Annotated in this window: 24 protein-coding genes and 1 tRNA gene; 12 read left to right on the top strand and 13 right to left on the bottom strand. The window is 74.8% G+C overall.

The genetic code is table 11. The features are described 5' to 3' along the window. Position 1: 1 nt before the first annotated feature. The 3 genes from BM414_RS21230 to BM414_RS21215 form a co-directional block, all read right to left on the bottom strand. Positions 2 to 775: an ABC transporter ATP-binding protein gene (locus BM414_RS21230; RefSeq protein WP_217644856.1), complete on the bottom strand. Its 774-nt coding sequence runs from the start codon at positions 773 to 775 to the stop codon at positions 2 to 4. Positions 776 to 967: 192 nt separating this feature from the next. Beyond that, entirely contained in the window at positions 968 to 2,827 is a 1,860-nt protein-coding gene (locus BM414_RS31660; RefSeq protein ID WP_217644855.1) for a helix-turn-helix transcriptional regulator, read from the bottom strand. Between the two features lie 80 nt (positions 2,828 to 2,907). Then, on the bottom strand, positions 2,908 to 3,414 hold the full coding sequence (locus BM414_RS21215; protein ID WP_093582720.1) for a MarR family winged helix-turn-helix transcriptional regulator: 507 nt from the start codon (positions 3,412 to 3,414) through the stop codon (positions 2,908 to 2,910). Positions 3,415 to 3,501: 87 nt separating this feature from the next. Between BM414_RS21215 and BM414_RS21210 the strand changes: the two genes are divergently transcribed. From BM414_RS21210 to BM414_RS21190, 5 genes are all read left to right on the top strand, one after another. After that, complete coding sequence (locus BM414_RS21210) at positions 3,502 to 4,059, top strand: YceI family protein (protein WP_093582718.1); 558 nt, start codon at positions 3,502 to 3,504, stop codon at positions 4,057 to 4,059. Positions 4,060 to 4,264: 205 nt separating this feature from the next. Further along, complete coding sequence (locus BM414_RS21205) at positions 4,265 to 4,615, top strand: hypothetical protein (protein ID WP_093582716.1); 351 nt, start codon at positions 4,265 to 4,267, stop codon at positions 4,613 to 4,615. Between the two features lie 221 nt (positions 4,616 to 4,836). Next, entirely contained in the window at positions 4,837 to 6,729 is a 1,893-nt protein-coding gene (gene typA, locus BM414_RS21200; protein ID WP_093582714.1) for a translational GTPase TypA, read from the top strand. A 223-nt stretch (positions 6,730 to 6,952) separates the two neighbouring features. Further along, entirely contained in the window at positions 6,953 to 7,453 is a 501-nt protein-coding gene (locus BM414_RS21195; protein WP_093582712.1) for a DUF5994 family protein, read from the top strand. 75 nt (positions 7,454 to 7,528) lie between these two features. Further along, complete coding sequence (locus BM414_RS21190) at positions 7,529 to 8,506, top strand: NAD-dependent epimerase/dehydratase family protein (RefSeq protein WP_093582710.1); 978 nt, start codon at positions 7,529 to 7,531, stop codon at positions 8,504 to 8,506. A gap of 59 nt (positions 8,507 to 8,565) precedes the next feature. Here BM414_RS21190 and BM414_RS21185 read toward each other — a convergent pair whose 3' ends face one another. The 4 genes from BM414_RS21185 to BM414_RS21170 all read right to left on the bottom strand — a co-directional run bounded on the left by BM414_RS21185 (position 8,566) and on the right by BM414_RS21170 (position 12,207). Beyond that, positions 8,566 to 9,570 (bottom strand): sulfite exporter TauE/SafE family protein, encoded by a 1,005-nt coding sequence (locus BM414_RS21185; RefSeq protein WP_093582709.1) that lies wholly within the window; start codon positions 9,568 to 9,570, stop codon positions 8,566 to 8,568. A 311-nt stretch (positions 9,571 to 9,881) separates the two neighbouring features. Next, on the bottom strand, positions 9,882 to 10,883 hold the full coding sequence (locus tag BM414_RS21180) for an inorganic phosphate transporter (RefSeq protein ID WP_093582707.1): 1,002 nt from the start codon (positions 10,881 to 10,883) through the stop codon (positions 9,882 to 9,884). Positions 10,884 to 10,930: 47 nt separating this feature from the next. Continuing rightward, the gene (locus BM414_RS21175) at positions 10,931 to 11,548 is read right to left on the bottom strand and encodes a DUF47 domain-containing protein (protein ID WP_093582705.1); all 618 of its coding nucleotides are present in this window, start codon (positions 11,546 to 11,548) and stop codon (positions 10,931 to 10,933) included. Between the two features lie 92 nt (positions 11,549 to 11,640). Next, on the bottom strand, positions 11,641 to 12,207 hold the full coding sequence (locus BM414_RS21170) for a sigma-70 family RNA polymerase sigma factor (RefSeq protein ID WP_093582703.1): 567 nt from the start codon (positions 12,205 to 12,207) through the stop codon (positions 11,641 to 11,643). Positions 12,208 to 12,276: 69 nt separating this feature from the next. On the opposite strand from BM414_RS21170, the gene BM414_RS21165 reads away from it, so the two are divergent. The 5 genes from BM414_RS21165 to BM414_RS21145 are packed head-to-tail and all read left to right on the top strand — an operon-like array spanning position 12,277 to position 17,231. After that, positions 12,277 to 12,921 (top strand): zf-HC2 domain-containing protein, encoded by a 645-nt coding sequence (locus tag BM414_RS21165; RefSeq protein WP_093582701.1) that lies wholly within the window; start codon positions 12,277 to 12,279, stop codon positions 12,919 to 12,921. Next, a complete protein-coding gene (locus BM414_RS21160) occupies positions 12,918 to 14,732 on the top strand; it encodes a copper resistance CopC/CopD family protein (protein ID WP_093582699.1) in 1,815 nt (604 codons plus the stop codon). The genes BM414_RS21165 and BM414_RS21160 overlap by 4 nt, the downstream gene beginning before the upstream one ends. A gap of 29 nt (positions 14,733 to 14,761) precedes the next feature. Further along, the gene (locus BM414_RS21155) at positions 14,762 to 15,493 is read left to right on the top strand and encodes a YcnI family copper-binding membrane protein (protein ID WP_093582697.1); all 732 of its coding nucleotides are present in this window, start codon (positions 14,762 to 14,764) and stop codon (positions 15,491 to 15,493) included. Beyond that, positions 15,490 to 16,158, top strand: coding sequence for an SCO family protein (locus tag BM414_RS21150; protein WP_093582695.1), 669 nt, complete (start codon positions 15,490 to 15,492; stop codon positions 16,156 to 16,158). The genes BM414_RS21155 and BM414_RS21150 overlap by 4 nt, the downstream gene beginning before the upstream one ends. Next, on the top strand, positions 16,155 to 17,231 hold the full coding sequence (locus BM414_RS21145) for a hypothetical protein (protein WP_093582693.1): 1,077 nt from the start codon (positions 16,155 to 16,157) through the stop codon (positions 17,229 to 17,231). Before BM414_RS21150 ends, BM414_RS21145 begins: the two co-directional genes overlap by 4 nt. Before the next feature lie 42 nt (positions 17,232 to 17,273). Here BM414_RS21145 and BM414_RS21140 read toward each other — a convergent pair whose 3' ends face one another. From BM414_RS21140 to BM414_RS21125, 4 genes are read right to left on the bottom strand one after another with little or no spacing between them, the layout of a single operon-like run. Continuing rightward, entirely contained in the window at positions 17,274 to 18,095 is an 822-nt protein-coding gene (locus BM414_RS21140; protein ID WP_245784885.1) for a phosphocholine cytidylyltransferase family protein, read from the bottom strand. Further along, a complete protein-coding gene (locus BM414_RS21135; protein ID WP_093582691.1) occupies positions 18,082 to 19,209 on the bottom strand; it encodes a CDP-glycerol glycerophosphotransferase family protein in 1,128 nt (375 codons plus the stop codon). The genes BM414_RS21140 and BM414_RS21135 overlap by 14 nt, the downstream gene beginning before the upstream one ends. After that, positions 19,206 to 19,985, bottom strand: a complete 780-nt coding sequence (locus tag BM414_RS21130) for an HAD family hydrolase (protein WP_093582689.1) — start codon at positions 19,983 to 19,985, stop codon at positions 19,206 to 19,208. The genes BM414_RS21135 and BM414_RS21130 overlap by 4 nt, the downstream gene beginning before the upstream one ends. Continuing rightward, positions 19,982 to 21,427, bottom strand: coding sequence for a mannitol dehydrogenase family protein (locus BM414_RS21125; RefSeq protein ID WP_093582687.1), 1,446 nt, complete (start codon positions 21,425 to 21,427; stop codon positions 19,982 to 19,984). Before BM414_RS21125 ends, BM414_RS21130 begins: the two co-directional genes overlap by 4 nt. Before the next feature lie 503 nt (positions 21,428 to 21,930). Here BM414_RS21125 and BM414_RS21120 point away from each other — a divergent pair. Further along, the gene (locus BM414_RS21120) at positions 21,931 to 22,860 is read left to right on the top strand and encodes a M23 family metallopeptidase (protein ID WP_245784884.1); all 930 of its coding nucleotides are present in this window, start codon (positions 21,931 to 21,933) and stop codon (positions 22,858 to 22,860) included. A gap of 94 nt (positions 22,861 to 22,954) precedes the next feature. After that, positions 22,955 to 23,027: transfer RNA gene (locus tag BM414_RS21115), tRNA-Ala, on the top strand. 23 nt (positions 23,028 to 23,050) lie between these two features. Here BM414_RS21115 and BM414_RS21110 read toward each other — a convergent pair. Both BM414_RS21110 and BM414_RS30335 read right to left on the bottom strand, forming a co-directional pair. After that, the gene (locus BM414_RS21110) at positions 23,051 to 24,163 is read right to left on the bottom strand and encodes a tyrosine-type recombinase/integrase (protein WP_093582686.1); all 1,113 of its coding nucleotides are present in this window, start codon (positions 24,161 to 24,163) and stop codon (positions 23,051 to 23,053) included. Positions 24,164 to 24,165: 2 nt separating this feature from the next. Next, positions 24,166 to 24,651 (bottom strand): helix-turn-helix domain-containing protein, encoded by a 486-nt coding sequence (locus BM414_RS30335; protein ID WP_217644854.1) that lies wholly within the window; start codon positions 24,649 to 24,651, stop codon positions 24,166 to 24,168. Positions 24,652 to 24,702 lie beyond the last annotated feature (51 nt).

The following is a 24,702-nucleotide window of genomic DNA, read 5'->3' as shown; positions in this document are numbered from 1 at the left end:
GTCAGTCCCCGAGCCCGCGCAGCGCCTCGAGCACCGACGCGGCGGTGGGCCGGTCGACCTCGCCGGCGGGGCGGCCGTCGGCCAGGAGCACGACGCGGTCGGCGTAGGAGGCCGCCGTCGGGTCGTGCGTGACCATGACGACGGTCTGGCCGGTCTCGCGGACGCTGCTGCGGAGCAGGTCGAGCACCTCCGCGCCGCTGCGCGAGTCGAGGTTGCCGGTGGGCTCGTCGGCGAAGACGACGTCGGGGCGGGGGAGCAGCGCGCGGGCGATGGCGACCCGCTGCTGCTGGCCGCCGGAGAGCTCCGAGGGGCGGTGGCGCAGCCGCTCGCGCAGGCCGAGGCGGGCGATGACGGCGTCGAACCAGGCCGGGTCGGGGCGGCGGCCGGCCAGCTGCATCGGCAGCACGACGTTCTCGCGGGCGTCGAGCACCGGCAGCAGGTTGAAGGCCTGGAAGACGAAGCCGATCCGGTCGCGGCGCAGCCGGGTGAGCTCGTCGTCGCGCAGCCGGGTCAGCTCGGTGTCGCCGAGGAAGACCTGCCCGGAGGTGGCGGTGTCGAGCCCAGCCAGGCAGTGCATGAGCGTCGACTTGCCCGATCCGGACGGGCCCATGATCGCGGTGAACTCACCCCGGGCGAAGGCGACGTCCACGCCGGCCAGCGCGTGGACGGCGGTCTCGCCGGAGCCGTAGACCTTGGTGAGGCCGGTGGCGCGGACGGCGGCGGACGACACCGACGCCGGCGGCTCGCCGGGGACGGTCATGACGGGGACGGACACTTCGGACCTCCGCGGATCGCTTCTCGGGACGGGAGGAACCCTCGCGGGCGGCGGCGTCCTCCCGCGTCGTCGTCAGCGGTGAACCGCCGGCCGGCGGCCCTGCCCCCGCGGTCGGAGCCCGCCGTCATCCCCCGGTCGTACGTCCGTGGGCCCGGGCGGCAGAAATGGCCCTCTCTGCCGTTCGGGGACCGCTCAGGCGTCCCGGAGGAGGTCGGCGGGGGAGACGAGGCCGGTGCGGTAGGCCAGGACGACGGCCTGCACGCGGTCGCGCGAGGCGGTCTTGGCCAGCACCCGTCCGACGTGCGTCTTCACCGTCGCCTCGCTGACGAACAACCGCTGGGCGATCTCGGTGTTGGTGGCTCCGAGCGCCATCTGCACCAGCACCTCGCGCTCGCGCGGGGTCAGCTCGGTCAGCTCCGTGCCGCCGCCGACCGTCGTGGGCGCCGCGCCGCGCAGCATCGGCGCCACGTGCTGCAGCAGCCGGCGGGTGGAGCTGGCCGCGATCACCGAGTCGCCGGCGTGCACCGTGCGGACGGCGTCCAGCATCTCCTCCGGCGGGGCGTCCTTGAGCAGGAAGCCGCTGGCCCCTGCGCCGATCGCGGCCACGACGTACTCGTCGAGGTCGAAGGTGGTCAGCACGACCACCCGCGGCGGGTCGGGCAGCGCGGTCACCTGGCGGGTCGCCTCGATGCCGTCGGTGCCGGGCATGCGCACGTCCATGAGGACGACGTCGGCGGGGGTGGACCGCAGCAGCGCCACGGCCGCCTCACCGTCGCCGGCCTCGCCGACGACGGTGAGGTCGGGCTGGGAGTCGATGACCATGCGGAAGCCCGCGCGCACCATCTGCTGGTCGTCGACCAGGACCACCCGGATCACCGTGCCCCCCGAGCGGCAGCACCGCGTGCACGCCGAACCCGCCGCCGCCGCGGGCCCCGCCTCCAGGCGCCCGCGGTGCAGCTGGGCGCGCTCGGCCATCCCGCGCAGCCCCTGCCCGCGGCCGTCGCCGGTGACCGCCCCGGCCCCGCGGCCGTCGTCGAGGACCGACAGCTCCAGCACGTCGGGCCGCCAGTGCAGCCGCACCCACGCCCGGCAGGCGGGGCCGGCGTGCTTGAGGACGTTGGTCAGCGACTCCTGCACGATCCGGTAGGCGGCCAGCTGCGGGCCGGCCGCCATCGGCCGCGGCTCGCCCTCCACCAGCAGGTCGACGTCGAGCCCGCTGGCCCGGACGTCGTCGACCAGGACCGGGATCGCGGCGACGTCGGGCTGCGGGGCGTACTCCTCGCGGCGGTCCTCGCGCAGCACGCCGAGCAGGGCGCGCATGTCGGTGAGCGCCTGGCGCCCGGTGCCGGCGATCGCCTCCAGCGCACCGGTGGCCGCCTCGGGGTCGGTGCGCCCGGCGTAGCGCCCGCCGTTGGCCTGGGCGATCACCACCGACAGGGAGTGGGCGACGACGTCGTGCATCTCGCGGGCGATGCGGGCCCGCTCGGCGGTGGCCGCCAGCCGCATCTCCTGGTCGCGCTCGACCTCCAGCAGCCGTGCCCGCTCGGCCAGGCCGACGACCTCGCCGAGGCGGGAGCGGCGGAGCCGGCCCAGCGCCCACGCCGCGACGACGGAGACGGCGATGGCGCCGACGGTGACCAGCAGCGCGTCGCTGGAGTCGGCGGAGTACCAGCGCAGCGAGGCGAGGACGGCGCCGGCCAGGCCGAGGAGCAGGCCCGCCCGCGCGGCCCACGGCGGCGCGTAGGCGGCCAGCGCGTAGACCATCATCAGCGCGGCGACGTTCGCGGCGAGGAAGTCCGTGCCCGCCACCAGCTCGAGCAGGCCCGCGACGGTGACGACGGCGGCCGCGGGGACCGGTGCCCGCCGCCGCCAGGCCAGCGGCGCGACCAGCAGCACGCCGAGGACGAAGGCGGGGAACTCGGCCCCGTGGTAGGTCTGCGCCGGCGCGACGACGGTGACCAGCCCCACCGCGGCGGCGATCGCGGCGTCGACCTCGAAGGGCCGCTCGCGCAGCCTCGCCGCGAGGGTCTCGAGGAGAGGGCGCTCGTCCATCGGGACGACCCTAGGCAGCGCCGCGCCGTCCGTCGTCCACCCGGGGGAGGACCCGCCCGTCGTGCCGCGGGAGGAGGCCCTCAGGAGGGGTCGAGGTGGCGCAGCAGCGTCTCGCCGAGGTCGCGCATCGCCGCGACCTGCTCGAGGGTGAGCTGGTCGAACAGGTGGGTGCGCACCCCCTCGACGTGGATCGGCGCCGCGGCCTCCAGGGCGGCGAAGCCCTCGTCGGTGAGGACGGCCAGCAGTCCGCGGCCGTCCTCGGCGCACTCCTGCCGGCGCACCCAGCCGCGCTCCTCCAGCCGGGACACCGCGTGGGACAGCCGGCTGCGGGAGGACAGGCAGCGGTCGGCGAGCTCGCTCATCCGCATCTGCCGGTCCGGGGTCTCCGACAGCTGGACGAGGATCTCGTAGTAGGTGTGCGGGATGCCGGTGGCCCGCATCAGCTCGCGGTCGAGCCGGTCGTTGAGCAGCTGGGTGCTGTAGAGCCAGGCCCGCCAGGCCCGTTGCTCCTCGGCGTCGAGCCAGCGCGGCTCCCCGACGGGCGGCTCGGGCGCCGGCCCCGCACCGGGTGACACCTGCGTCGTCATGCCTCCAGGGTACTGGCGGAATAGTCAAGCGCTCAACTACGCTACGGACCGCGAAAGTCAAGCGTTCAACCATCGAGAGGTCCAGTCATGACCAGCACCACCGCCGTCCAGATCCCCGGGTACGTCGCCGGCACCTGGGACATCGACGCCGCCCACTCCACCGTCGGCTTCTCCGTGCGCCACATGATGGTGAGCAAGGTCCGCGGCTACTTCACGAAGTTCTCCGGTGAGCTCGTCACCGCCGAGGACCCGGCCGCCTCCTCGGTGACCGCCACCATCGACATGGACTCGATCGACACCCGCCAGGAGCAGCGCGACGCGCACATCCGCTCCGCGGACTTCTTCGACGTCGGCAACCACACCGTGATGACCTTCCGCTCGACCGGCGTCGTCGCCGACGGCGAGGACTGGAGCGTCCAGGGCGACCTGACCATCAAGGGCATCACCAAGCCGGTCACGCTGGCCCTCGAGCTCAACGGCTTCGGCCCCGACGCCTACGGCGGCTACCGCGCCGGCTTCAGCGCCAAGACCTCCATCTCCCGCAAGGCCTACGGCGTCGACATCGACATGCCGATGGACGGCGGCGGCGTCGTCGTCGGCGACAAGATCGACGTCGAGCTCGAGATCGAGGCCGTGCTCCGGTAAGGACCCCGTCCTCCCCACCCCTCGCTCCGCTCGCGGCGGGCCCCGGGACGGGGCCGGAGGGCCCCGGACGCCACGTGCGTCCGGGGCCCTCGCGCGTCCTGGCTCACCGTGGCGCGTCCCGGCTCACCGTCGACCGTGAGCCAGGACGCAGCACGATCAGCCCACCTGGTCATCCGCACTCCCGTCCCGAGGGGACACTGGCGGCATGACGACGTCGCTCACCCGCGCCCGCACCCGGCTGTCCTCCGCCGTCCTCGTCGCCGTCGGGCTGGCGGCCGGGTTCGGCGTCGCGCAGGGCACCGGCATCCGCGCCCTCGGCGGTGCGGTGTTCCTCGCCGGCGGGCTGGGTGCCGCCCATCTGTGGGTGCAGCGTCGCGGTTGGGCGGTCGCGCTGGGGCTCGCCGCCTCGTACGTCGGGGCCTTCGTCCTCGCGCACGTCCTGGCACTCGGCGTCGGGATGGCGTCGTGGCTGGCGGTCGGTCTGGTGACGCTCGCGGCCGCCGGGGTCAGCTACGCGGTGGCCGACCGGCCGCAGCCGGGACGGCTCGCCGGCTGACCGCCCCCGGCGCGGGATGGCGCGGAGTCCGTCCGAGGCCGTGAGTCTGGTCACGATCGCCGCCGCAGGGGTGGTCCACAGGGTGGCCGACCGGCCGCAGCCGGAGGTGCCGGCGGTCCGAGCGCCTAGAGTGGGAAGGTCGCCGGGCCGGCGGCCGTTACCCGTGGTACCGCGAGCGCAGCCGCCGCGGGATCCCCCGACCTCCTGAGGTGCCCTTCCGCATGCCCACCCGCGACGACCTGCGCAACGTGGCGATCATCGCTCACGTCGACCACGGGAAGACCACCCTGGTCGACGCCCTCCTCCGCCAGGCAGGCGCCCTCGGGCGCGCCAAGGGCGAGGGGACGGACAACGACTCCACGCAGGACCGCGTCATGGACTCGATGGACCTCGAGCGTGAGCGCGGCATCACCATCCTGGCCAAGAACACCGCGATCCACCTGGCCGACGAGAACGGCAACCCCGTCGTCGTCAACATCGTCGACACCCCGGGCCACGCCGACTTCGGCGGCGAGGTCGAGCGCGGCCTGTCGATGGTCGACGGCGTCGTCCTGCTCGTCGACGCCTCCGAGGGCCCGCTGCCACAGACCCGCTTCGTCCTGCGCAAGGCGCTGGGCAAGGGGATGCCGGTGATCCTCGTGGTCAACAAGACCGACCGCTCCGACGCCCGCATCGGCGAGGTCGTCGACGAGACCTACGAGCTGTTCATGGAGCTGCTCGAGGACTCCGGCATGGACGTCGACAACCTCGACTTCCCGATCGTCTACAGCAACGGCAAGACCGGGCAGGCCTCGCTCACCCGGCCGGCCGACGGCACCAGCCCCGACAGCCCCGACCTCGCGCCGCTGGTGAAGACCCTGCTCGACACCATCCCGGCACCGGTCTACGACGCCGAGGAGCCGCTGCGCGCGCAGGTCACCAACCTCGACGCCTCGCCCTACCTCGGCCGGCTGGCGCTGCTGCGCATCCACTCCGGGACGATGAAGAGCGGACAGACGGTCGCCTGGTGCCGGACCGACGGCAGCATCAAGAGCGTCAAGATCACCGAGCTGCTCGTCACCGAGGGGCTCACCCGCACCCCGGCCGAGAGCGCCGGCCCCGGCGAGCTCGTGGCCATCGCCGGGATCGAGGACGTCATGATCGGCGACACCCTCGCCGACCCGAACGACCCGCGGCCGCTGCCGCCGCTCACCGTGGACGAGCCGTCGATCTCCATCACGATCGGGATCAACACGGCGCCGCTGTCGGGACGCTCCGGCAAGAAGCTGACCGCGCGGCTGATCAAGAACCGCCTCGACCAGGAGCTGGTCGGCAACGTCTCGGTGCGCATGCTGCCCACCGAGCGTCCCGACACCTGGGAGATGCAGGGCCGTGGCGAGCTGGCGCTGGCCATCCTCGTCGAGCAGCTGCGCCGCGAGGAGTTCGAGCTCACCGCGGGCCGCCCGACCGTGGTCACCAAGGTCATCGACGGCAAGGTCCACGAGCCGGTCGAGCGGGTCACCATCGACACGCCGGGCGAGTACGTCGGCACGCTGACCCAGGCGCTGGCCACCCGGCGCGGGCGGTTGGAGAACCTGGTGCACCACGACACCGGCTGGGCGCGGATGGAGTACATCGTCCCTTCGCGCGGCCTGATCGGGTTCCGCACGGAGTTCCTCACCGAGACCCGCGGCACCGGCGTCCTCAACCACAACCTCGAGGGCTACGAGCCGTGGCTGGGCGACATGCGCGCGCGGCCGACCGGCTCGCTGGTCGCCGACCGCCAGGGTGTGGCGACGACCTACTCGATGTTCTCGCTGCAGGAGCGCGGCCAGCTCATGGTCCAGCCGGGCACGGACGTCTACGAGGGCATGATCGTCGGTGAGAACTCCCGTCCGGACGACATGGACGTGAACATCACCAAGGAGAAGAAGCTCACCAACATGCGCAAGTCCACCTCCGAGGAGCTGGAGCGGCTCATCCCGCCGCGCATCCTGAACCTGGAGCAGGCGCTGGAGTTCTGCGCCGAGGACGAGTGCGTGGAGGTCACCCCGGCCTCGGTCCGCATCCGCAAGGTGGTGCTCGACCAGACCGAGCGCGGCAAGGCGAAGAACCGCAAGCCCAAGCCCGCCTGAGCGCCGACACCCCACAGGAGCCCCCGTCCGGTCCGCCGGTCGGGGGTTCCGTGCTGTCGGGGCCCGCAGCCTCGTGATCAGTCCGTGACCTGCGGTGACGGCGAGCCGGTGGGGTCCGACAGGCCCGACTCCGCCGCACGGGGACCCGGCGACGCGCCGACCTACGGTCGTCGTGCGGACCCGGACGCGGGCCCGTGCACCTGAGCGGGAGGCGGGGACAGCGATGACGACGACCCAGGGAGTGTGGGGGGCGGAGGGCTTCCGCGGCGGCATCGACGTCCGGGTGAGCCTGCGGGCCGACGCGGGGTCGGGGGAGAACACCTTCGACGGCGCCTGGTACCCCCGCACGCGCGACCTCGCCGTCGAGGTGCCGGAGCTGGTCGCCGCACTCGACCGGCGCGGCGTGCGGGTCGAGCGCTTCACCTACCCGCTGGAGCCGTGGCTGCCGGCGCCACGCAAGCTCGTGGTCGACGGCCGCGTGGTGCGCACCGGCGGTTTCCGCAGCATGGACGCCGGGGTCGTCTGCCTGACCTGGGGTGGCGGCAACCGCGTCGCGCACCTGCTGGTCGTGCCGCCGGAGACCGACGTCATCACCGGCGTGCGGGCGCTGCGGCTGTGCACCCGCCGCGGCCTGCCGCGCTCGCCGGAGATGGTGCTGGCCGCCGCGCGCTCCCAGCCGCTGCCCCAGGTGCCCGACCTCCCGGTGGTCACCCGCGCCGTGTAGCGGGCCGTCCGCCGAGCCCTACGCCGTCCGTGAACCGGCTGGACGGCGGGGGAGCGGCTGCGCTGGGCTGCGGCCATGCGACTCCTCGTCCTCGGCGGCACCGTCTTCCTCGGCCGGCACGTGGTGACGGCGGCCCTCGACCGCGGTCACGACGTGGCCACCTTCACCCGCGGGCTGACCGGCCGGCCCCCGGACGGCGTCCGCGCGCTGCACGGCGACCGGGACGACCCGGAGGCCCTGCCGCGCGCCCTGGACGGCTGGGCGCCGGACCTCGTCGTCGACACCTCCTGCCAGTCCCGGCCGGCCGCCGACAACGCCGCGGCCGCGCTCGGGAGCGTGCGCGGCTACGCGTTCACCAGCAGCCTCAACGCCTACTCGACGTGGCCGCCGGGCCCGATCCGGGGTGAGGACGAACCGGTGTGGGAGAGCGACGAGGACGACTACGGCCCGGTCAAGGCGCACGCCGAGCGGGTGCTGGGTGCGGCGCTGCCGGGCCGGTTCCTCACCGCCCGCGCCGGCCTGATCGTCGGGCCACACGACAACGTGCGCCGGCTGCCGTGGTGGCTGGAGCGCATCGCCCGCGGCGGCCGAGTCGTCGTCCCCGACGCGCTGGACCAGCCGATCGCGCTGGTCGACGTCCGGGACCTGGCCGGGTGGCTGGTGGAGATGGCCGAGCGCGGGGAGAGCGGTCCGGTGAACACCACCGGCCCGGCCGGGATGACCACGCTCGGAGGGCTGCTCGCCGAGTGCCGGACGGCCACCGGCAGCGACGCGGAGTTCGCCGCGGTGCCCGAGGAGGACCCGCTGGCCGCCGGTGTGGAGCCGTGGCTGCACCTGCCGCTGTGGCTGCCCCGGGAGGCGGCCCGCACGGCCTGGGACGTCGACACCACCCGCGCCCGGGCGCTGGGCCTGCCGAGCCGGCCGGTGCAGGAGACCGTGGCCGACACCTGGGCCTGGCTGCAGGGGACGCCGGAGCGGCAGCCCACGCCGCATGGCCTGCCCGAGCCGGGCCTGCCCGAGGAGCTCGAGTCGGCGCTGCTCGCCGCCCGCTGAGACGGCGGGAGGCCCCGCCCGGCGGACCAGACGGGGCCTCTCGCGGAGCCGTGGAGCCGCTAGTCGCGCGGGTCCGCCGGGCGGCCGGCACGGAGGCTGCGCTCGAGGTCCGCGGCGTCCGCGGCGTCGGGCGTGTGCAGCTCCGGCTGCTCGGCCAGGCGGGCGGCCTCGGCGGCGAGGGCGTCGGCGGACTCCTGCGCCCGGTCCTTGCGGTACTGGCGGAAGGAGTGGGCGACGGCCGCGGCCCAGACCGCGTAGATCACGGCGTAGAGCGAGTACCGCACCGGGTCGGAGGCGTCGATCCAGTCGCTGCGCAGCAACGTGCGGCTGTTGGTCAGGACGATGATCCCGCCGACCAGCGAGCCGAGCAGCCGCGGCGGCACGTGCCGCACCAGCCACGCGGCCAGCGGCGCGGCGACCAGGCCGCCGAGCAGCAGGGCCGCGACCCAGGCGAAGTCGACGCCCTGCGAGCCCAGCGCGAAGAGGAAGCCGAGGCTGGCGGCCAGCGCGACGAGGAACTCGGAGGTGTCGATCGAGCCGATCACCTTGCGCGGCTCCATGCGGCCGCTGGCCAGCAGCGCCGGGGTGCCGACCGGGCCCCAGCCGCCGCCGCCGGTGGCGTCGACGAAGCCGGCCACGAGGCCGAGCGGGCCGAGGAAGCGCTTGCGGACCGGCTTGCCGAGGTTGCGGCGGTCGATCCCGCGGAAGGTGAAGCGCACCAGCAGGTAGGCGCCGAGCGCCAGCAGGATCAGCGACATGACCGGCGCGGCCACCTCGGTGGAGAGGGTGGACAGCACGGTCGCGCCGGCGAAGGCGCCGACGGCGCCGGGGACGCCGACCTTGGCGACGACCTTCCAGTCGACGTTGCCGAACTTCCAGTGCGAGAGACCCGAGGCGAGCGTCGTGCCGATCTCGGCGAGGTGGATGGTCGCCGAGGCGGCCGCGGGGTTGGTGCCGAGGGCGAGCAGCAGCGTCGTCGACGTGACGCCGTAGGCCATGCCCAGGCTCCCGTCGACGAGCTGGGCGCCCAGCCCGGCGAGCGCGAGCACGATGAGGGTCTTCACGGGGTGGGGCTCCTGGTCTCAGGCGTGGCGGGGACCGCGGGCGCGCAGCAGTGCGCGACTCGTCGCGGGACGTGCGGGGAGGGTGCGCCGACGGGGCGCGGAGCTCAGCGGCCCGGACAGGTGGCCGTGCACACGCGCAGCAGGTCGACGTGGATCCGCCCCACCAGGAGCACCGCCGTCGCCGCCACGGGGTCAATGTCTACCAGATCGATCGGGATATGCCACCGGCAGGTCCGGGTGGCGCCCGTCACTCCGCGGGCACGCCGCGACGGCTCCCGCCCAGGCCGGCCGGGAGCCCGCGGGCGGAGGGCTCAGCCGACGGCGAGGTCGGTCACGAAGTAGGCCAGCGCCGCCACCGCGCCGGCGGCGGGCAGGGTGACCACCCACGCGACGACGATGTTGCCGGCCACGCCCCACCGCACCGCCGACAGCCGCCGGGTCGACCCGACGCCCATGATCGACGTCGTCGTGATGTGCGTGGTCGACACCGGGACGGCGAAGACCGTCGCCGTGGTGACCATGACGCTGGAGGCGACCGTCTGCGCCGCGAAGCCGCCCGCGGGGGTGAGCTGGATGATCCGGCGGCCGAGGGTGCGCATGATCCGGAAGCCGCCGGCGTAGGTGCCCGCGCTGATCGCGCCGGCGGCGGCCAGCACGACCCACAGGGGCACCTCGAAGTCGTCGATCTCCCCGGCGGTGAACAGCGCCAGCGTGATGATGCCCATCGTCTTCTGGGCGTCCTGCAGGCCGTGCCCCAGCGCCATGGTGGCCGAGCTGACGATCTGCGCGTAGCGGAAGCCCCGGTTCGCGCGGGAGACGTTGGCCCGCCGGAAGGTCCACAGGATGGCCAGCATGAACAGGTAGCCCAGGCCGAAGCCGACCAGCGGCGAGAGCACCATCGGGATGACGACCTTGTCGAGGATCCCCATCCACTGCACCGAGTGCGCCGCGGCCAGCGCCGCGCCGACCAGCCCGCCGATGAGGGCGTGCGAGGACGACGAGGGCAGCCCGAAGTACCAGGTGATCATGTTCCAGGTGATCGCCCCGACCAGCGCGGCGAAGACGATCTCCAGCCCCTCGCCGCCCACCGGCGGGTCGATGATCCCCTCTCCGACGGTCTTGGCGACCTCGGTGGACAGCAGTGCGCCGACGAGGTTCATCACCGCCGCGAGCGCCAGCGCCACCCGGGGGGTTAGCGCCTTGGTGGAGACGGCGACGGCGATGGCGTTGGCGGCGTCGTGGAACCCGTTGGTGTAGTCGAAGGCCAGGGCGACGACGACGATGACGACCAGCGCGACGAGGACCGCGTCCATCAGCGGAGGTCCATCAGCGGGGGTCCATCAGCGGAGGTCCACGGAGCTCAGGACTCCTTGACCGCGATGGACTCCACGACGTTGGCCACCTTCTCGAAGGCGTCGGCGGCCTCCTCGAGCTGGTCGGCCACCTCCTTGAGACGCAGCACCTCGAGGGCCTCGAACTCGCCGCTGTAGAGCCGGGAGAGCAGCCGCCGGTAGAGCTTGTCGGCCTCGTTCTCGATGCGGTTGACCTCGATCCAGTAGTCGGGGAGGCCCTTCATCGTGCGCAGCCGCGGCATCGCCGCGGCGGTGGTCTCGGCGGCGCGCTGCAGCAGCGCGGTCTGCTGGCTCATCTCCGCCGGCAGGGTGCCCAGCCCGGTGAGGACGACGAGGTCGGCGGCGGCCTCGACGAAGTCCATGACGTCGTCGAGGTGGCTGGCCAGGCTGTAGATGTCCTCGCGGTCGAACGGCGTGACGAAGCTGGAGTTCAGCTGCCGGAAGATCGCGTGGGTCGACTGGTCCCCGGCGTGCTCGAGGTCGCGCAGCCGCTCGGCGAGCTCGCCCCGGCGGGCGTGGTCGTGGATGAACACGCTCAGCACGTCGGTGGCCTCCACCAGGTTCTGCGCCGAGGCGGTGAACAGCTCGTAGAAGCTCGAGTCCCTGGGGGTCAGGCGGAAGGGCACGGCGGGGCTCCGGATCGGCGGGTGGGAGGTCGCCCGCCGCGTCCTGCGGTCGTACGGCCGTCGGGCAGCATAGGTACCCGTTCGGCCGTGGTTCAGCTCACGGTCACCCGCGAGCCGCGTCCGTCCCCCTCCCGGGCGTCCCCGAGCGCCTCGACCAGGTCCGCCCGCGCCCGGGCGACCCGCGAGCGGATGGTCCCGACCGGGCAGCCGGCCACCTCGGCGGCCTCGGCGTAGGACAGCCCCAGCAGCTGGGTCAGCGCGAAGGCCTCGCGGCGGTCGGGGTCCAGCCGGCCCAGCAGGTCGGTGACGGCGGCGCCCTCGCCCACGCGGTCGGCGCCGTCGGTGCGGCCGAGGGCCTCGAGGTCGGCGTCGTCGCGGACGAGGGTGAGCCGCCGGCGGCGCCGGGAGCGGACGGCGTCGGCGCAGACCCGGCGGGCGATGGCCAGCAGCCACGTCCGCAGCGAGGAGCGGCCCTCGAAGCGGTGCAGGGACGCGAACGCGCGGGCGTAGGTCTCCTGCGTCAGGTCGTCGGCGGACTCACGGTCGCCGAGCGCCGCGCACAGCCGCCAGACGTCGGACTGGGTGGCCCGCACGAGGGTCGCGGCAGCGAGGGGGTCACCGTCGACGGCGGCAGCCGCGACCCGCTCGAGCTCGTCCACGTCCCACCTCCGTGCGGATTCCCCGTCGAACCGGGAACCGGACGGGCCCTCCGCGACGACTACTACGACATGCAGTGTGCCCCGTTCCGCGAGGCGGTCTCCGCGCGACTCGACGGCGAGCCGCTCGGCATGCCCGCCGCCGACCTCGACCGCCACCTCGCCGCGTGCCCCGCGTGTGACGGGTGGGCCGGCGCCGTCGAGGGGGTGACCCGCCGGGCCCGGCTCGCCCCGGCCTCGCCGGTGCCCGACCTCACCGCCGCCGTCCTCGGCGCGCTGCCGCAGCAGCTGCCGGGCACTGCCGCGGCCGCGCGCGCCCGGCTGGTGCAGGCTGCGCTGCGCCTGGCCCTGCTCGCGGTCGGCGTGGCGCAGGCCGGGCTGGCCTGGCCCGCGCTGGCGGGCGGATCGGCGTCGATGAGCGCGCCGGTGCACGTGGCGCACGAGACCGGCGCCTGGAACCTCGCCGTCGCCGCCGCCTTCCTCGCCGTCGCCGCGGCGCCGCGACTGGCCGCCGGTGCGCTGCCGTTCCTCGCCACCTTCACCGTGCTGCTCACCGTGACCACCGTGCGCGACCTGCAGGCCGGCCACGTGCACGCCGACCGCGCCGCGGCCCACCTCCTGCTGCTCGCGGGCGTGGTCTTCATCACCGTCCTCGCCTGGCGGCAGCGGCCGCGCCGGGCCGCGGCTCCGGCGCGCGCCCGTCGGGTGGTCGCGTGAGCACGACCGTCGCGGCCCGCCGCTCGCCGCGGCCGGGCCTGCTGCTGCTCGTCCTGGTCGCCGGCTGGCTGGGCCTGGGCGTGGCCACCGCCGGGCCGGCCTCCGCGCACGCGGAGCTGGTCTCCACCGACCCGGGGGAGAGCGCCCGCCTCGACGAGGTGCCCGCGCAGGTGACCCTGCGCTTCACCGAGGGCGTCTCGCTCGGCGCCGGCTACGCCCGCGTCCTCGGCGACGACGGCGCCCGGGTGGACACCGGCGCGGCCACGGTCGAGGGCGACACGGTGACCGTCCCGCTGCGCGGCGACCTGCCCGACGCCAGCTACGTCGTCACCTACCGGGTCGTCTCCGCCGACTCCCACCCGATCAGCGGGGCGTTCGCCTTCGTCGTCGGTGACGGCGAGCTCGCCGACGCCGGGGCGGTCGCGACCGATCCCGACGCCGACCCGTTCGTGGCCGCCGCGCTGCCCGCCGCGCGCAGCCTCGGCTTCGCCGGCGAGGCCGTGGGCCTGGGCGTGCCGGCGTTCCTGCTGCTGTGCTGGCCGGCCGGGTGGGCGTCGCGGCGGATGCGGCTGCTGACCACCGCGGGACTCCTCACCGTCGCGGGAGCCGCGGTGCTGACCTTCCTGCTGCAGGGCCCCTACGCGGCCGGTGCGGGGCTCGGCTCGCTGCTCGACCCGACGCTGGTGGGCGCCACCGGGTCGTCGTCCTTCGGGCTCACCACGCTCGGCCGCGGCGCGCTCGCCCTCGTCCTCGCCGCGCTGCTCGTGCCGCTGTGGCGCCGGGCCGCCCCGCCGCAGTCCCAGGAAGCCGCCGGCCTCGCCGTGCTCGGCGGCGGTGTCGTCCTCACCACCGCGGCGGTCGGGCACCCGGTGGCCGGGAGCCTCCCGGTGTTCGCCACGGCCGTCACCGCCGTGCACGTGGCGGCCATGGTGCTGTGGCTGGGCGGGCTGGCCGCGCTGCTGGCCGGGCTGGTGCGGCCGGGCGTCGAGGCCGGTGAGCTGGCCGCGGCGCTGCCGCGGTGGTCGCGGGTCGCCTCCGGCGCGGTGGCCGCGCTCGTGGTCACCGGCGTCGTCCAGTCGGTGCGCGAGGTCGGCTCGCCGGCCGCGCTGGTGTCCACCACCTACGGCTGGGTCCTGCTGGCCAAGCTGGCGCTGGTGCTCCTCCTCCTGGCCGCCGCGGGGGTCTCGCGGGTCTGGGTGCAGCAGCACCTGGGCGTGACCCGGGCGCGGCCCGGCGGCCGCCGGCGGGTGACGGCGCACGCCTTCGCCGCCGCCGCCGCCGGCCCGTCCGGGGCCGAGGAGGGCCCGGTCGTGGAGGCCGCGCGGGCCCGCGCGGCGGTGCAGGCCCGCGGTGCGGTCGAGGACGTCGCCCCGCTGCGCCGCTCGGTCCTCGTCGAGGCCGCCGTCGCCGCCGTCGTCCTGGTCCTCTCGGCGGTGCTCGTGGGCACCCCGCCGGCCCGCGCCACGATCGCCGAGCCGGTCGACGTCACGCTGCCGCTGGAGTCGGCGGCGGGGGAGTCCGGCAGCGTGCAGCTGTCGATCGACCCGGCCCGGGCGGGCGCCAACACGCTGCACCTCTACCTCTTCGACGACGACGGGCAGCTCGCCCAGCCGGCCGACCTGCGCGTGACGCTCACCGAGCCCGAGCAGGAGATCGGCCCGCTCGACGTCGACCTGGAGCCCGCCGGCCCCGGCCACTGGGTGGCCGACGGGATGTCCATCCCCGGTGCCGGCACCTGGACCGCAGCGGTCACCGTCCGGCTCGACGAGTTCACCGCCACCACTGCCAGCACCGACTTCCCGGTGCGCTGAGACCCGTGTCCGACGAAACGAGGAGAAGAGTGTCCCCGACCACCCTGCGACCGCTGGCCCGTGCCGCTGTCGTCCTGGCCGCCGTCCTGACCGCCCTGGTCGCGTCCGTCGTGGTCGCCACCGGCGCGTCGGCGCACGTGACGGTCTCGTCGGCCGACGCCACTGCCGGCGGCTACGGGAAGCTGACCTTCCGGGTGCCCAACGAGAGCGACACCGCGAGCACCGTCTCGCTGCGCATCTCGATCCCGGAGGAGGAGGCGATGGCCTCGCTGCAGGCGCAGCCGGTGCCGGGCTGGACGATCAGCACCACCTCCGCCCAGCTCGACCAGCCGATGGACTCCCACGGGCAGCAGATCACCAGCTACGTCTCCGTGGTGGAGTTCCGCGCCGACGCCGGCGGCGGGATCGCCCCGGGCCAGTTCCAGGAGTTCGCGCTGTCCGGCGGGCCGTTCCCCGATGCCGAGACGCTGTCCTTCCCCGCGGTGCAGACCTACAGCGACGGCACCGAGTCGGCCTGGATCGAGCCGACCGTCGACGGCCAGGAGGAGCCGGAGAAGCCGGCGCCCACCCTCTCGCTGGCGTCGGACGCGACCGCCACCGAGACCGTCACCGCGGCGTCCTCCGACGAGCACGGGCACGGCGGCCCGGTCAGCAACGAGCCGGCCGGCCTGGCGCTCTTCCTCGCCATCCTGGCGCTGGCCGTCGGGCTCGCGGGCGTCGTCCTCGGGTACCGGGCGGGCCGACGTACCGTGTCCTCGTGACCGCTCCCGCGCGCGGCCGGACCACCGCGCTGCTCCTCGCTGCCGGCCTGGCCCTGTCCGCCTGCGGCTCCGACGGCGGTGACCAGGCGGCGGCCGCCGAGGGGCACGACCACTCGGACGGCCCGGTCGCCTCGCTGGAGGGTCCCGGCGACGAGTACGCCGGGATCGACCTGCGCGACCCGTTCCAGCGGCCGACCTTCACCCTGACCGACCAGTCCGGCGCGGCCTACGACTTCGCCACCGCCACGGCGGGTCGCCCGACGCTGCTGTTCTTCGGGTACACGAACTGCCCGGACGTCTGCCCGTCGACGATGGCCGACGTCGCCCTCGCGCTGCGCGACACCGACCCGGAACTGGCGCAGCAGGTTCAGGTCGTCTTCGTGACGACCGACCCCGCCGCCGACAGCCCGCCGGTGCTCGGCGAGTACCTCGACCGCTTCGACGCCGACCTGCCCACGCAGTTCATCGGGCTCACCGGCGAGCAGGAGGCGATCGACCAGGCGCAGCTGTCCGCCGGCGTGCCGCTGGCGGAGGACGCCGGCCGGCTGCACAGCTCGCTGCTGCTGCTGTACGGAGCCGACGACGAGGCGCACGTGGCCTTCGACGCCGGCAACACCGCCCGGGACATCGCCGGCGACCTGGCCGCGGTCGCCGACGCGGGGTGAGCGGCGCCGCGGCCGCCGGCGCGCGGCTGCTGGTCGTGCTGCTCGGCGTGCTGGCCACCCTGGCCCTCGCCGGACCAGCGCGTGCGCACGTGGGCGGCGAGGTCGCCGGCAGCGACTTCGACGGCCGGGTGACCTCGGTGCAGCCGGCGGTGCCGGGCGTCAGCGTGCGGGTGCTGCAGTTCGGTGACGCGCTCGAGGTGGTCAACACCACGGGCACCGAGCTGACGGTGCCCGGCTACTCCGACGAGCCGTACCTGCGGATCGGCCCGGACGGTGTCTGGCGCAACGCGCACAGCCCGGCCACCACCATCAACCTCGACCGCTACGGCCGCGTCAGCCTGCCCGAGGACGCTGACCCGCGGGCCGAGCCGGAGTGGGTGCAGGTGTCCACCGAGCCGCAGTACACGTGGCACGACCACCGCACGCACTGGATGAGCGAGCAGCAGCTGCCGCCCGCGGTGGCCGCCGACCCGACGCGCGCGCACACGGTGTTCGACTGGACCGTCCCGATGCGGCACGGGGACACGGCGGTCACCGTCCGCGGCGAGCTCACCTGGAGCCCGCCGCCGTCGACGACGCTCACCTGGGGCCTGCACCTGGCACTGGCCGCCGTCGTCGCGGCCGCGGGGCTGCTCGCCCGCTCGCCGCGACTGCTGGGCGGAGCGATGGCGCTGGGCGGGGCCGCCGCGCTGTGGCACGCCGTGGGCACGCCGGAGCCGCCGGTGACGGTGTCCTCGCACGCGGCGGCGGTGGTGTCGGCGCTGCTGCCGGCCGTCACCGCGGCGCTGGTGGCGGCGCTCGGGCTGGCCGCGGCCCACCGCGGGCGCGGGGTCGTGGCCGGGCTGTGCGCGGTGGTGCTGGGCTGGCTGCTGCTGGTGCAGGGGCTGCCCGACGTCGACGTGCTCTGGAGTGCGAACGTGGCCACCGGCGGGCCCGGGCTCCTGGCCCGGGTCGCCGTCGCCGTGCTCGTGGCCGGCGGGGCCGGACTCGTGGTCGGCGGGCTGGCCGCCGCGCGGCGCTTCCGCGACCCCGACCGGTCGAGGCCCGAGCCGGAGCCCCAGCCGGTCGGCTGAACGACGGGTGCCGGGCCGCTGGGCGGCCCGGCACCCGGGGGTTCAGCGCGTGCCGCCGGGCACCGGGTGCAGGCGCGCCCGGTTGCTGGACAGCATCGCGTTGGCCCGCTCCAGGTCGGCCTCGAAGTCGACCTCCACGGCGGTCCACCGGGAGATGTCCAGCGGGCGGAACCGCAGGCCGGCCTCGATGACCGCCGTCTCCATGCCGCGCTCGAAGTAGTCCTGGTCCCCGCAGGCCTCGAGGTGCTCGGCCAGCGCGGCCTTGTCGGCGGCGGAGACGTAGTTGATCCCCACGGCCTCGCCCAGGCCGCCGGTCACCGTCTTGGACAGCTCCGCGATGTAGCCGTCCTCGTCGAGGGTGTACTTGACCTCCTCGTCGCCGACGACGGAGGTGTCCACGCAGACGAAGCTCTGGTCGGCCTGGATCGCCGGCAGCGCCGCCTCGAGGACGGCGGCGTCGAACACCACGTCCCCGTTGAGCCACAGCACGCCGCCGGAGCGGGTCGTCCGCAGGCCGCGCAGCAGGCTCTTGGAGGTGTTGGTCCGCGCGAAGTGCGGGTTGTAGGCGAACCGCAGGTCGGGCGCGGCCTGCATGAGCAGCTCACACTGGAACCCGACGACGGCGGTGACGTCGACGGCGGGGCCGAGCACCTGCGTGAGCGTGTCGAGCTGGCGGTGCAGGATGCTGCGGCCGTCCACCAGCGGGGTCAGGGGCTTGGGCAGCGGGCGCCCGAGCCGGGTCCCCATCCCGGCGGCCAGGATGACCACCTGCACGGGGTGCGTCTCGGTGCGGGTGCCGGTCCGGGCGGTCAGCGCCTCCAGGGCGGCAACCCCCGTGGTCTGCGCGAGCTCAACGATGCGCACTGTCGTCCCCCTCTCGGGTCGTCGGGTCCGCGCCGGCGGGGCCGCCGGGCGGGAAGAACAGGTCGAGGACGCGGTCGGTGGCGTGCCCGTCCTCGAGCGCGGTGTAGGTCTCCTGGAACGCCCGGTACCGGTCGGCGTGCGCGGCGGCGACGGTGTCGAGGTCGGCCACCGCGTCGACGAGCTCGCGGCTGGTCGACAGCAGCGGGCCGGGCGCGAGCTCCCCGATGTCGACGTAGAAGCCGCGCAGCCGGTCGCGGTACTCGTCGAGGTCGTAGGTGAACAGGAGGATCGGCTTCCCGGTGATCGCGAAGTCGAACATCGTTGAGGAGTAGTCGGTGACCAGCAGGTCGGCGGCCAGGTAGAGGTCGCGGATGTCCGGGTACGACGAGACGTCGCGCACCGGCATCCCCTCGACCCACTCGAGCCGGTCGGAGACCATGTTGTGCAGCCGCAGGAGCAGCACGTGGTCCTTGCCGAGCCGGTCGGTGAAGTCCGCGAGGTCCACGGGGAAGTCGAAGTCCCGCTCCCCGGTGCCCTCGAACACCAGGTCGTCGCGCCAGGTCGGCGTGTACAGGACCACCCGGGTGCCCTCGTCGATGCCGAGCCCCGCGCGGACCCGCGCCCGCACCGTGTCGCGCTCCGGGCTGGAGAGCAGGTCGTTGCGGGGGTAGCCGGTCTCGTGGACCGGGCCGCGGTAGCCGAACGCCTGGCGGAACCGGGCGGTGCTGTACGGGTTGGGCGAGAGCATCGCGTCCCAGCGGGCGATGTCGTGCTCGAGGTAGGCCAGCCGGCCCTCCGGGGCCCACAGGACGTCGTTGTGGATGCGCTTGAGCGGGGTGCCGTGCCAGGTCTGCAGGTAGAAGGCGCCGGGGCGCTTCTCCCAGTCCAACGGCACGTGGTCGTTGGAGACGACGACGTCGGCGGCCTCGAGCGCGGCGATGCTCTCCGAGCCGCCGAACGGGATCGTCTCGACCTCCGCCGGGAAGGCGTCCTCGGCGACCGGCGCGGTCAGCCAGGTGTGCGTGACGTCGTCGCCGCGTGCGGCGAGCGCCTCGTAGACGGCACGCGGGCTGTCGGAGAACAGGCCGCGGAAGCTGGTGTAGACGATCCTCATCGGTCACCTCCGGTCAGGACGGGCAGGAGCAGGTCGGCGAGCTCCTGCCAGGACGAGACGACTGTGACTACCCCGGCCTCGCGCAGCGCGGCCTCCCGGTCGGTGCGCTCGGCCGGCTGGACGAACAGCAGGTTGCCCACGGTGGGACACCCGGCGCGGACCGCGGAGAGCGCTCCGGGGACGGAGTCCTCCACGGCCAGGCCCGCCGCCGGGGCGATGCCCAGCTGCTCGCAGGCGTACAGGTAGACCGCCGGGTCGGGCTTGCTGGTGGGCACCGGCAGGGAGTCCTCGGCGCTGAACCGCTGGTCCGCGGGGATCAGCCCGTCGAGGCCGGTGGCGGTGAAGCAGGCCGCCAGCCGCGCCAGCGCGCTGGAGCTGACCGCGGCCAGCCGCAGCGGCGTGGCGAGCGCGGTCAGGGCGGCGGTCGTCGGCTCGTGCGGGCGCAGGTGCGCGCCGAGGTACGCGGTCACCGCGCGCTTCTCCTCGGCCACCCACGGCTCGACGTCGACCTCGGGCCGGCCGGCCTCGGCGGCCAGCCGCGTCGACGTCGTCCGGAAGTTCATGCCGGTGGTGGCCAGGCGCAGCTCCTCCGGGGTGTACCGGCGGGGGTCGCCGAGCTCGGCGAGGAAGCGGTTGGTCACCTCGGCCGACGCGACGAAGGCCGGCTCCTCGGAGGGGAAGAGGTTGCCGTCGGCGTCGCAGAGCAGGTGCGTGAGGCCGGCGACGACGTCGCGCGGCAGGGTGGCGGCCGTGCCGCTGGTGGGGGAGGCGGTCACCGGGCGCTCGCACGGGTCGCGGCGGCGACGGTCGCGCGCACGCCGTCGCGCTCCAGGCGGCGCAGGACGCCGGCGAGCTCGTCGGCGAAGCCGGGGACCGACCCGAGGTCGCCGAACACCGACTCCTCGGCCAGCAGCGGCCGCGGGTCGGTGCCGCCGGCGAGGGCCAGGGCCTGCAGGTGCGGGCCGCGGTCGTCCTCGACCGGCAGCGGCCGGCCGTCGTCGTCGACCCGCTGCAGGTACCGCACCCAGCCGGCCAGCGCGAGCGTCAGCAGCGCGTGCGGGCGCCCCTCGGCCAGCGCCTGGCGCAGCGAGGGGAGCAGGTGGTGCGGCAGCTTGGTCGACCCGCGGCGGCACAGCCGGGACAGCCGGTCGGCGATGGCCGGGTTGGCGAAGCGCTGCAGGAGCGTGGCCTTGTACTCGGCGAGGTCGATGCCCTCCGGGACGGGGATGAGCGGGGTCACCTCGTCGTCCATCAGCCGCGTGACGTAGGCGGCGAACAGCGGGTCGCCCATGAGGACGTCGATGCGCTCGTGGCCGGCGAGCGTGCCCAGGTAGCCCAGCGCCGAGTGGCTGGCGTTGAGCAGCCGGGTCTTCATCAGCTCGTGGGCGGTGACGTCCCGGACGAAGCGGACGCCGACCTGGTCCAGCGGGGGGCGGCCGTTGCAGAAGGTGTCCTCGATGACCCACTGCGAGAACGGCTCGGTGATCACCGGCCAGCGGTCGTCGACGCGGTGCCGCCGGGCGACCGCGGCCCGCTCCTCGGGCGTCGTCTGCGGGGTGATCCGGTCGACCATGCTGCTCGGGAAGGCGACCCGGTCGGCGATCCACCGGGCGAGGACCTCGTCGCGCAGGGCCGCGAACCCGACGACGGCGGCGCGGGTGGCGTCGCCGTTGCGGTGCAGGTTGTCGCAGGACACGACGGTGAACGGGGCCGTTCCGGCCCGCCGGCGGCGGTCGAGCGCCTCGACCAGGAACCCGAAGACGGTGCGCGCGGCAGCGGGGTGGGCGAGCCGGTCGAGGACGGCGCCGGGGGCGTCAGGGGCGAACAGGTAGTCGGTCAGGACGCCCACGACGCGGGCGCGCTCGCCGTCGGGGCTGCGCTCGACGACGGTGTAGAGGTTGTCCTGCGGTGCGAGGGCCTCCTGCAGCGTCCGGGCCCGCAGGCCGACGCCGACCACGCCCCACCCGCTGGAGATCCGCCGCTGCGCGACCTCGTCGAAGTAGATGAGCTGGTGGGCGCGGGAGAAGCCGCCGACGCTCAGGTGGACGACGGCGGGGGTCAGGGCCGCGCGGTCGTAGGTGGGGACGGTCAGCCGGGTCCCGTGCTGCTCGAGCGTCGCGCTGGTCAGCGGCCGGACACGCGCGACGGGCTCGGCCGCCGGCTGTGCGGGCACGACGGTCCGCCGGAGTCGCCGCGCGAAACGCTCGAGCTGTGCCATCGAGGCATCGGTCCTTCCTGTCCAGGGTCGGTGCCACCGCACGGCCGGTCGCACCGCCGGGGGCGGGCGCCGCGGGTCGCGCGGGGAAGGATCATGGGATCACGCCGGTCCTGCGGGGACTCCCGGAGGGCGGCCCGACGGGTCGGCGTGGTCCCGTGTGCTGCATGTCGGCTGCCGACGTGTGCGTTCACGTGGGCACCGGGTCGACGGGTGAGCGTCGGTCCCGGAGGCGGTGCGGGACGGCGCGAGCTCTTCCACGCCGGACCACTTGATGTGTCCGCGGAGAGGGTCGGTAAACCCATCCGCCCCTGGTGACACGGAGCACACGGCGTGTCCGATGGGGACACGCCGCACGCGCGGTCACGACTGGGTCACGGTGTGTTTGGATCGTTACAACCTGATCGGGCCCGCCAGGGCCGCTTCCCACGAGCGGGGTACGTGCTTTGGCCAGTTCCCGGACGACCGCGGGTCTCCTGACCCGTCCCGCCAGCGACCCCGGCGGGGTGGTGCCCGGTCCCCGCACCGGCGCGCACCGGCGCCCCGCCGGCCGGCCCGTGTCGGCGCTGCGCGGCTTCCCGCCGGTCCTGCCCGTCCCGCGCGCGGCCGGCGACGACGTCGTCGCGTCCCTGGCCACCACGGTCCTGCCCGAGCTCGCGCCGGTCGAGGCCCCGGCACCCGTCGTCGAGGCCCCGGCGCCCGTCGTCGAGGCCCCGGCGCCCGTCGTCGAGGCTGCCCCCGTCCGCCGCCGCAGCCTGCGGGACCGCCGCCCGCACCTCCTCCTCGCCGCCCTCGTGGCCGGGGCCATCGGCGCCGGCGTCCTCGGCGTCCCCGGCTCGACGCAGGCGGGGGCCGAGCCGTCCTCCGAGCTGGGCGTGCAGATGGAGCTGGCCACCGAGGACGTATCCGAGGAGCTCCTGCCGATGGCCTCGATCACCGAGGCCGAGGCGCAGGCCCGCCTGCAGGAGGTGGCCGCCAGCCGCGCCGAGCGCGCGGCGGCCGAGGCCGCCGCGGCGGAGGCAGCGGCCGAGGCGGCCCGGCCCAAGGCCGTGCTGCCGGTCAGCGGGGCGCGCTTCACCAGCGGCTTCGGCTCGCGCTGGGGCACCTTCCACTACGGCATCGACCTGGCCGCCCCGCTCGGGACGCCGGAGTACGCGGCGGCCGACGGCGTGGTGCTGCGGGCCGGCGCCGCCAGCGGCTTCGGCCTGGCGGTCTACGTCCTCCACGACAACGGCGACGTCACCGTCTACGGCCACATGCAGGAGATCCTGGTCGAGGTCGGGCAGTTCGTGGAGGCCGGCGAGACGATCGCGCTGCTGGGCAACCGCGGTCAGTCGACCGGGCCGCACCTGCACTTCGAGGTCCACCAGGGCGGCATGTCGGGCCGGAAGGTCGACCCGGTGCCGTGGCTGGCCGCGCGCGGCGTCGAGGTCTGAGGCCCGACGCGCGCACCGACCCCCCGCCACGGGGCCGGACGGAGGAACGGGTATGGTTCTCCCCGGCCCGAGCGAATCCGGGCGGGCCGGGAACGGGGCTGTGGCGCAGCTGGTAGCGCACCACACTGGCAGTGTGGGGGTCAGGGGTTCGAGTCCCCTCAGCTCCACCCGTTCGACCAGGCCGTTTCCCTCACGGGGAACGGCCTGAGTCGTCTCCGGGGCACGAACGGGGCACAGCCGCTTCCGCGGCCTCCCCCAGCCGGTCGGCGACCGCGTCCAGGTCGTCGTCGAACAGGCCCGAGTACACGTCCAAGGTCATCGCCGCGCTGGCGTGCCCCAGCATCCGCTGCACGTGCTTGACGTTGGCTCCGGCGGCCACCGCCAGCGACGCGGCGGTGTGCCGCAGGCCGTGGGGCGTCAGCCCGTCCAGACCCGCCGCCGCCGCGGCCGGCTCGAACACCCGTCGTCGCCAGTTGCGGAGCCACAGCACCCCGCCCTCGCGCGCGGTGAACACCAGGGCCTCCGGTGCTTTGCCGGCGCAGGCCGCCTCCAGCTCACCGGCCAGGGACGGCGGGAAGGGCACCGACCGGGCCGCCCCTGACTTCGGCGCGCCGAACACCATCCGGCCCGCCACCTCGGTCGCGGACTCGGCCACGGTCAGCCGCCGCCGGCGCAGGTCCACGTTCCGCACCCGCAACGCTGCCAGCTCCCCGAACCGGAGGCCGCAGTACGCCAGCACCCGCACGACCGTGGCGTCCTCACCGGCGGCCGCGGCCAGCGCCGCCACCTGCGGGTGGCTCAAGAACCGCTTCTCCCGCCCCGCGGCGCGCGGCAACGGCACACCCGCCGCCGGGTTGCGGGTCAGCCGGCCGTCAGCCACCGCCGAGTTCAGCACCATCACCAGCACGCGGTGCACGTGCCGCACCGTCGCCGCAGCCAGCCCCGACGCGGCCATCTCCGCCACCCAGGAGGCCACCGCCGACCGCTCCACCCGGGACAGCGGCAACGCGCCGAACGCGGGGACGACGTGCACCCGCAGGATCGTCTGATAGCGGTCCCGGGTGGACGGCCGTAGCTGCACCTGCCGCTCCAGCCACGTGGCCGCGTACTCGCCGACGGACGTCCTCCCGGCGCGCGGGTCAACGTAGCTGCCCGCGTGCTTGCTGGACTCGATCTCGGTCAGGCGCCGTTCGGCGTCGACCTTCCGCTGGAACGACGCCTTGCGCTGCTTCCCGGCCGGGTCACGCCAGCGAATCTGATAGCTGACCTTCCCGCCGCGGACGTGGCGCTCGATCGACCCCACGGTCAGCTCTGGTCGGGGTGTTCCTGCCGGTACGTCTCGTGTGAGCCGTCGATCAAGTCGTCCAGCCTCAGTTCATCGACCCTGTGCGGCTTGTTGATCTCGAACCACTGCACCCGCTGCGACAGCCGGGCGGGGCCGTCGAGAGGCCCGTCCCCGGTGGCCCACACCCATGCCCGGTGCCAGCTCACCACGACGGAGTCCGTCAGCTCGACCTTGCTGTCCTCTTGGCCGTAGGGCGGTAGCAGTAGCGCATTCGGGGTCGCCCCCAGCACCACTGCAAGTGCCACCAGGTCGTCGACGTCGACGCTCCGGGCCCCCTGCTCGATCTTGCTCAGCCCTGAGGGGAGGATCGGCCGCCCGACCTCGGCCAGGCGCTCAGACAGCTGCGCCAGGGTGAGGCTTCCCCGCAGCCGGCGCAGGTTCGCCGCGACGCGGCCCGCCGTAGGCCCCGGCTCGACCTTCCGCCGACCCGCCGTCCTCTTCTCCATATTGGCAACCGTAGCGCCTTGTTTGACAAAGGTCGAGCAGCGGTGCAGTCT

The organism is Geodermatophilus amargosae (assembly GCF_900116515.1).
GTDB lineage: Bacteria > Actinomycetota > Actinomycetes > Mycobacteriales > Geodermatophilaceae > Geodermatophilus > Geodermatophilus amargosae.
This window is presented reverse-complemented; position numbering and strand designations above follow the sequence as displayed.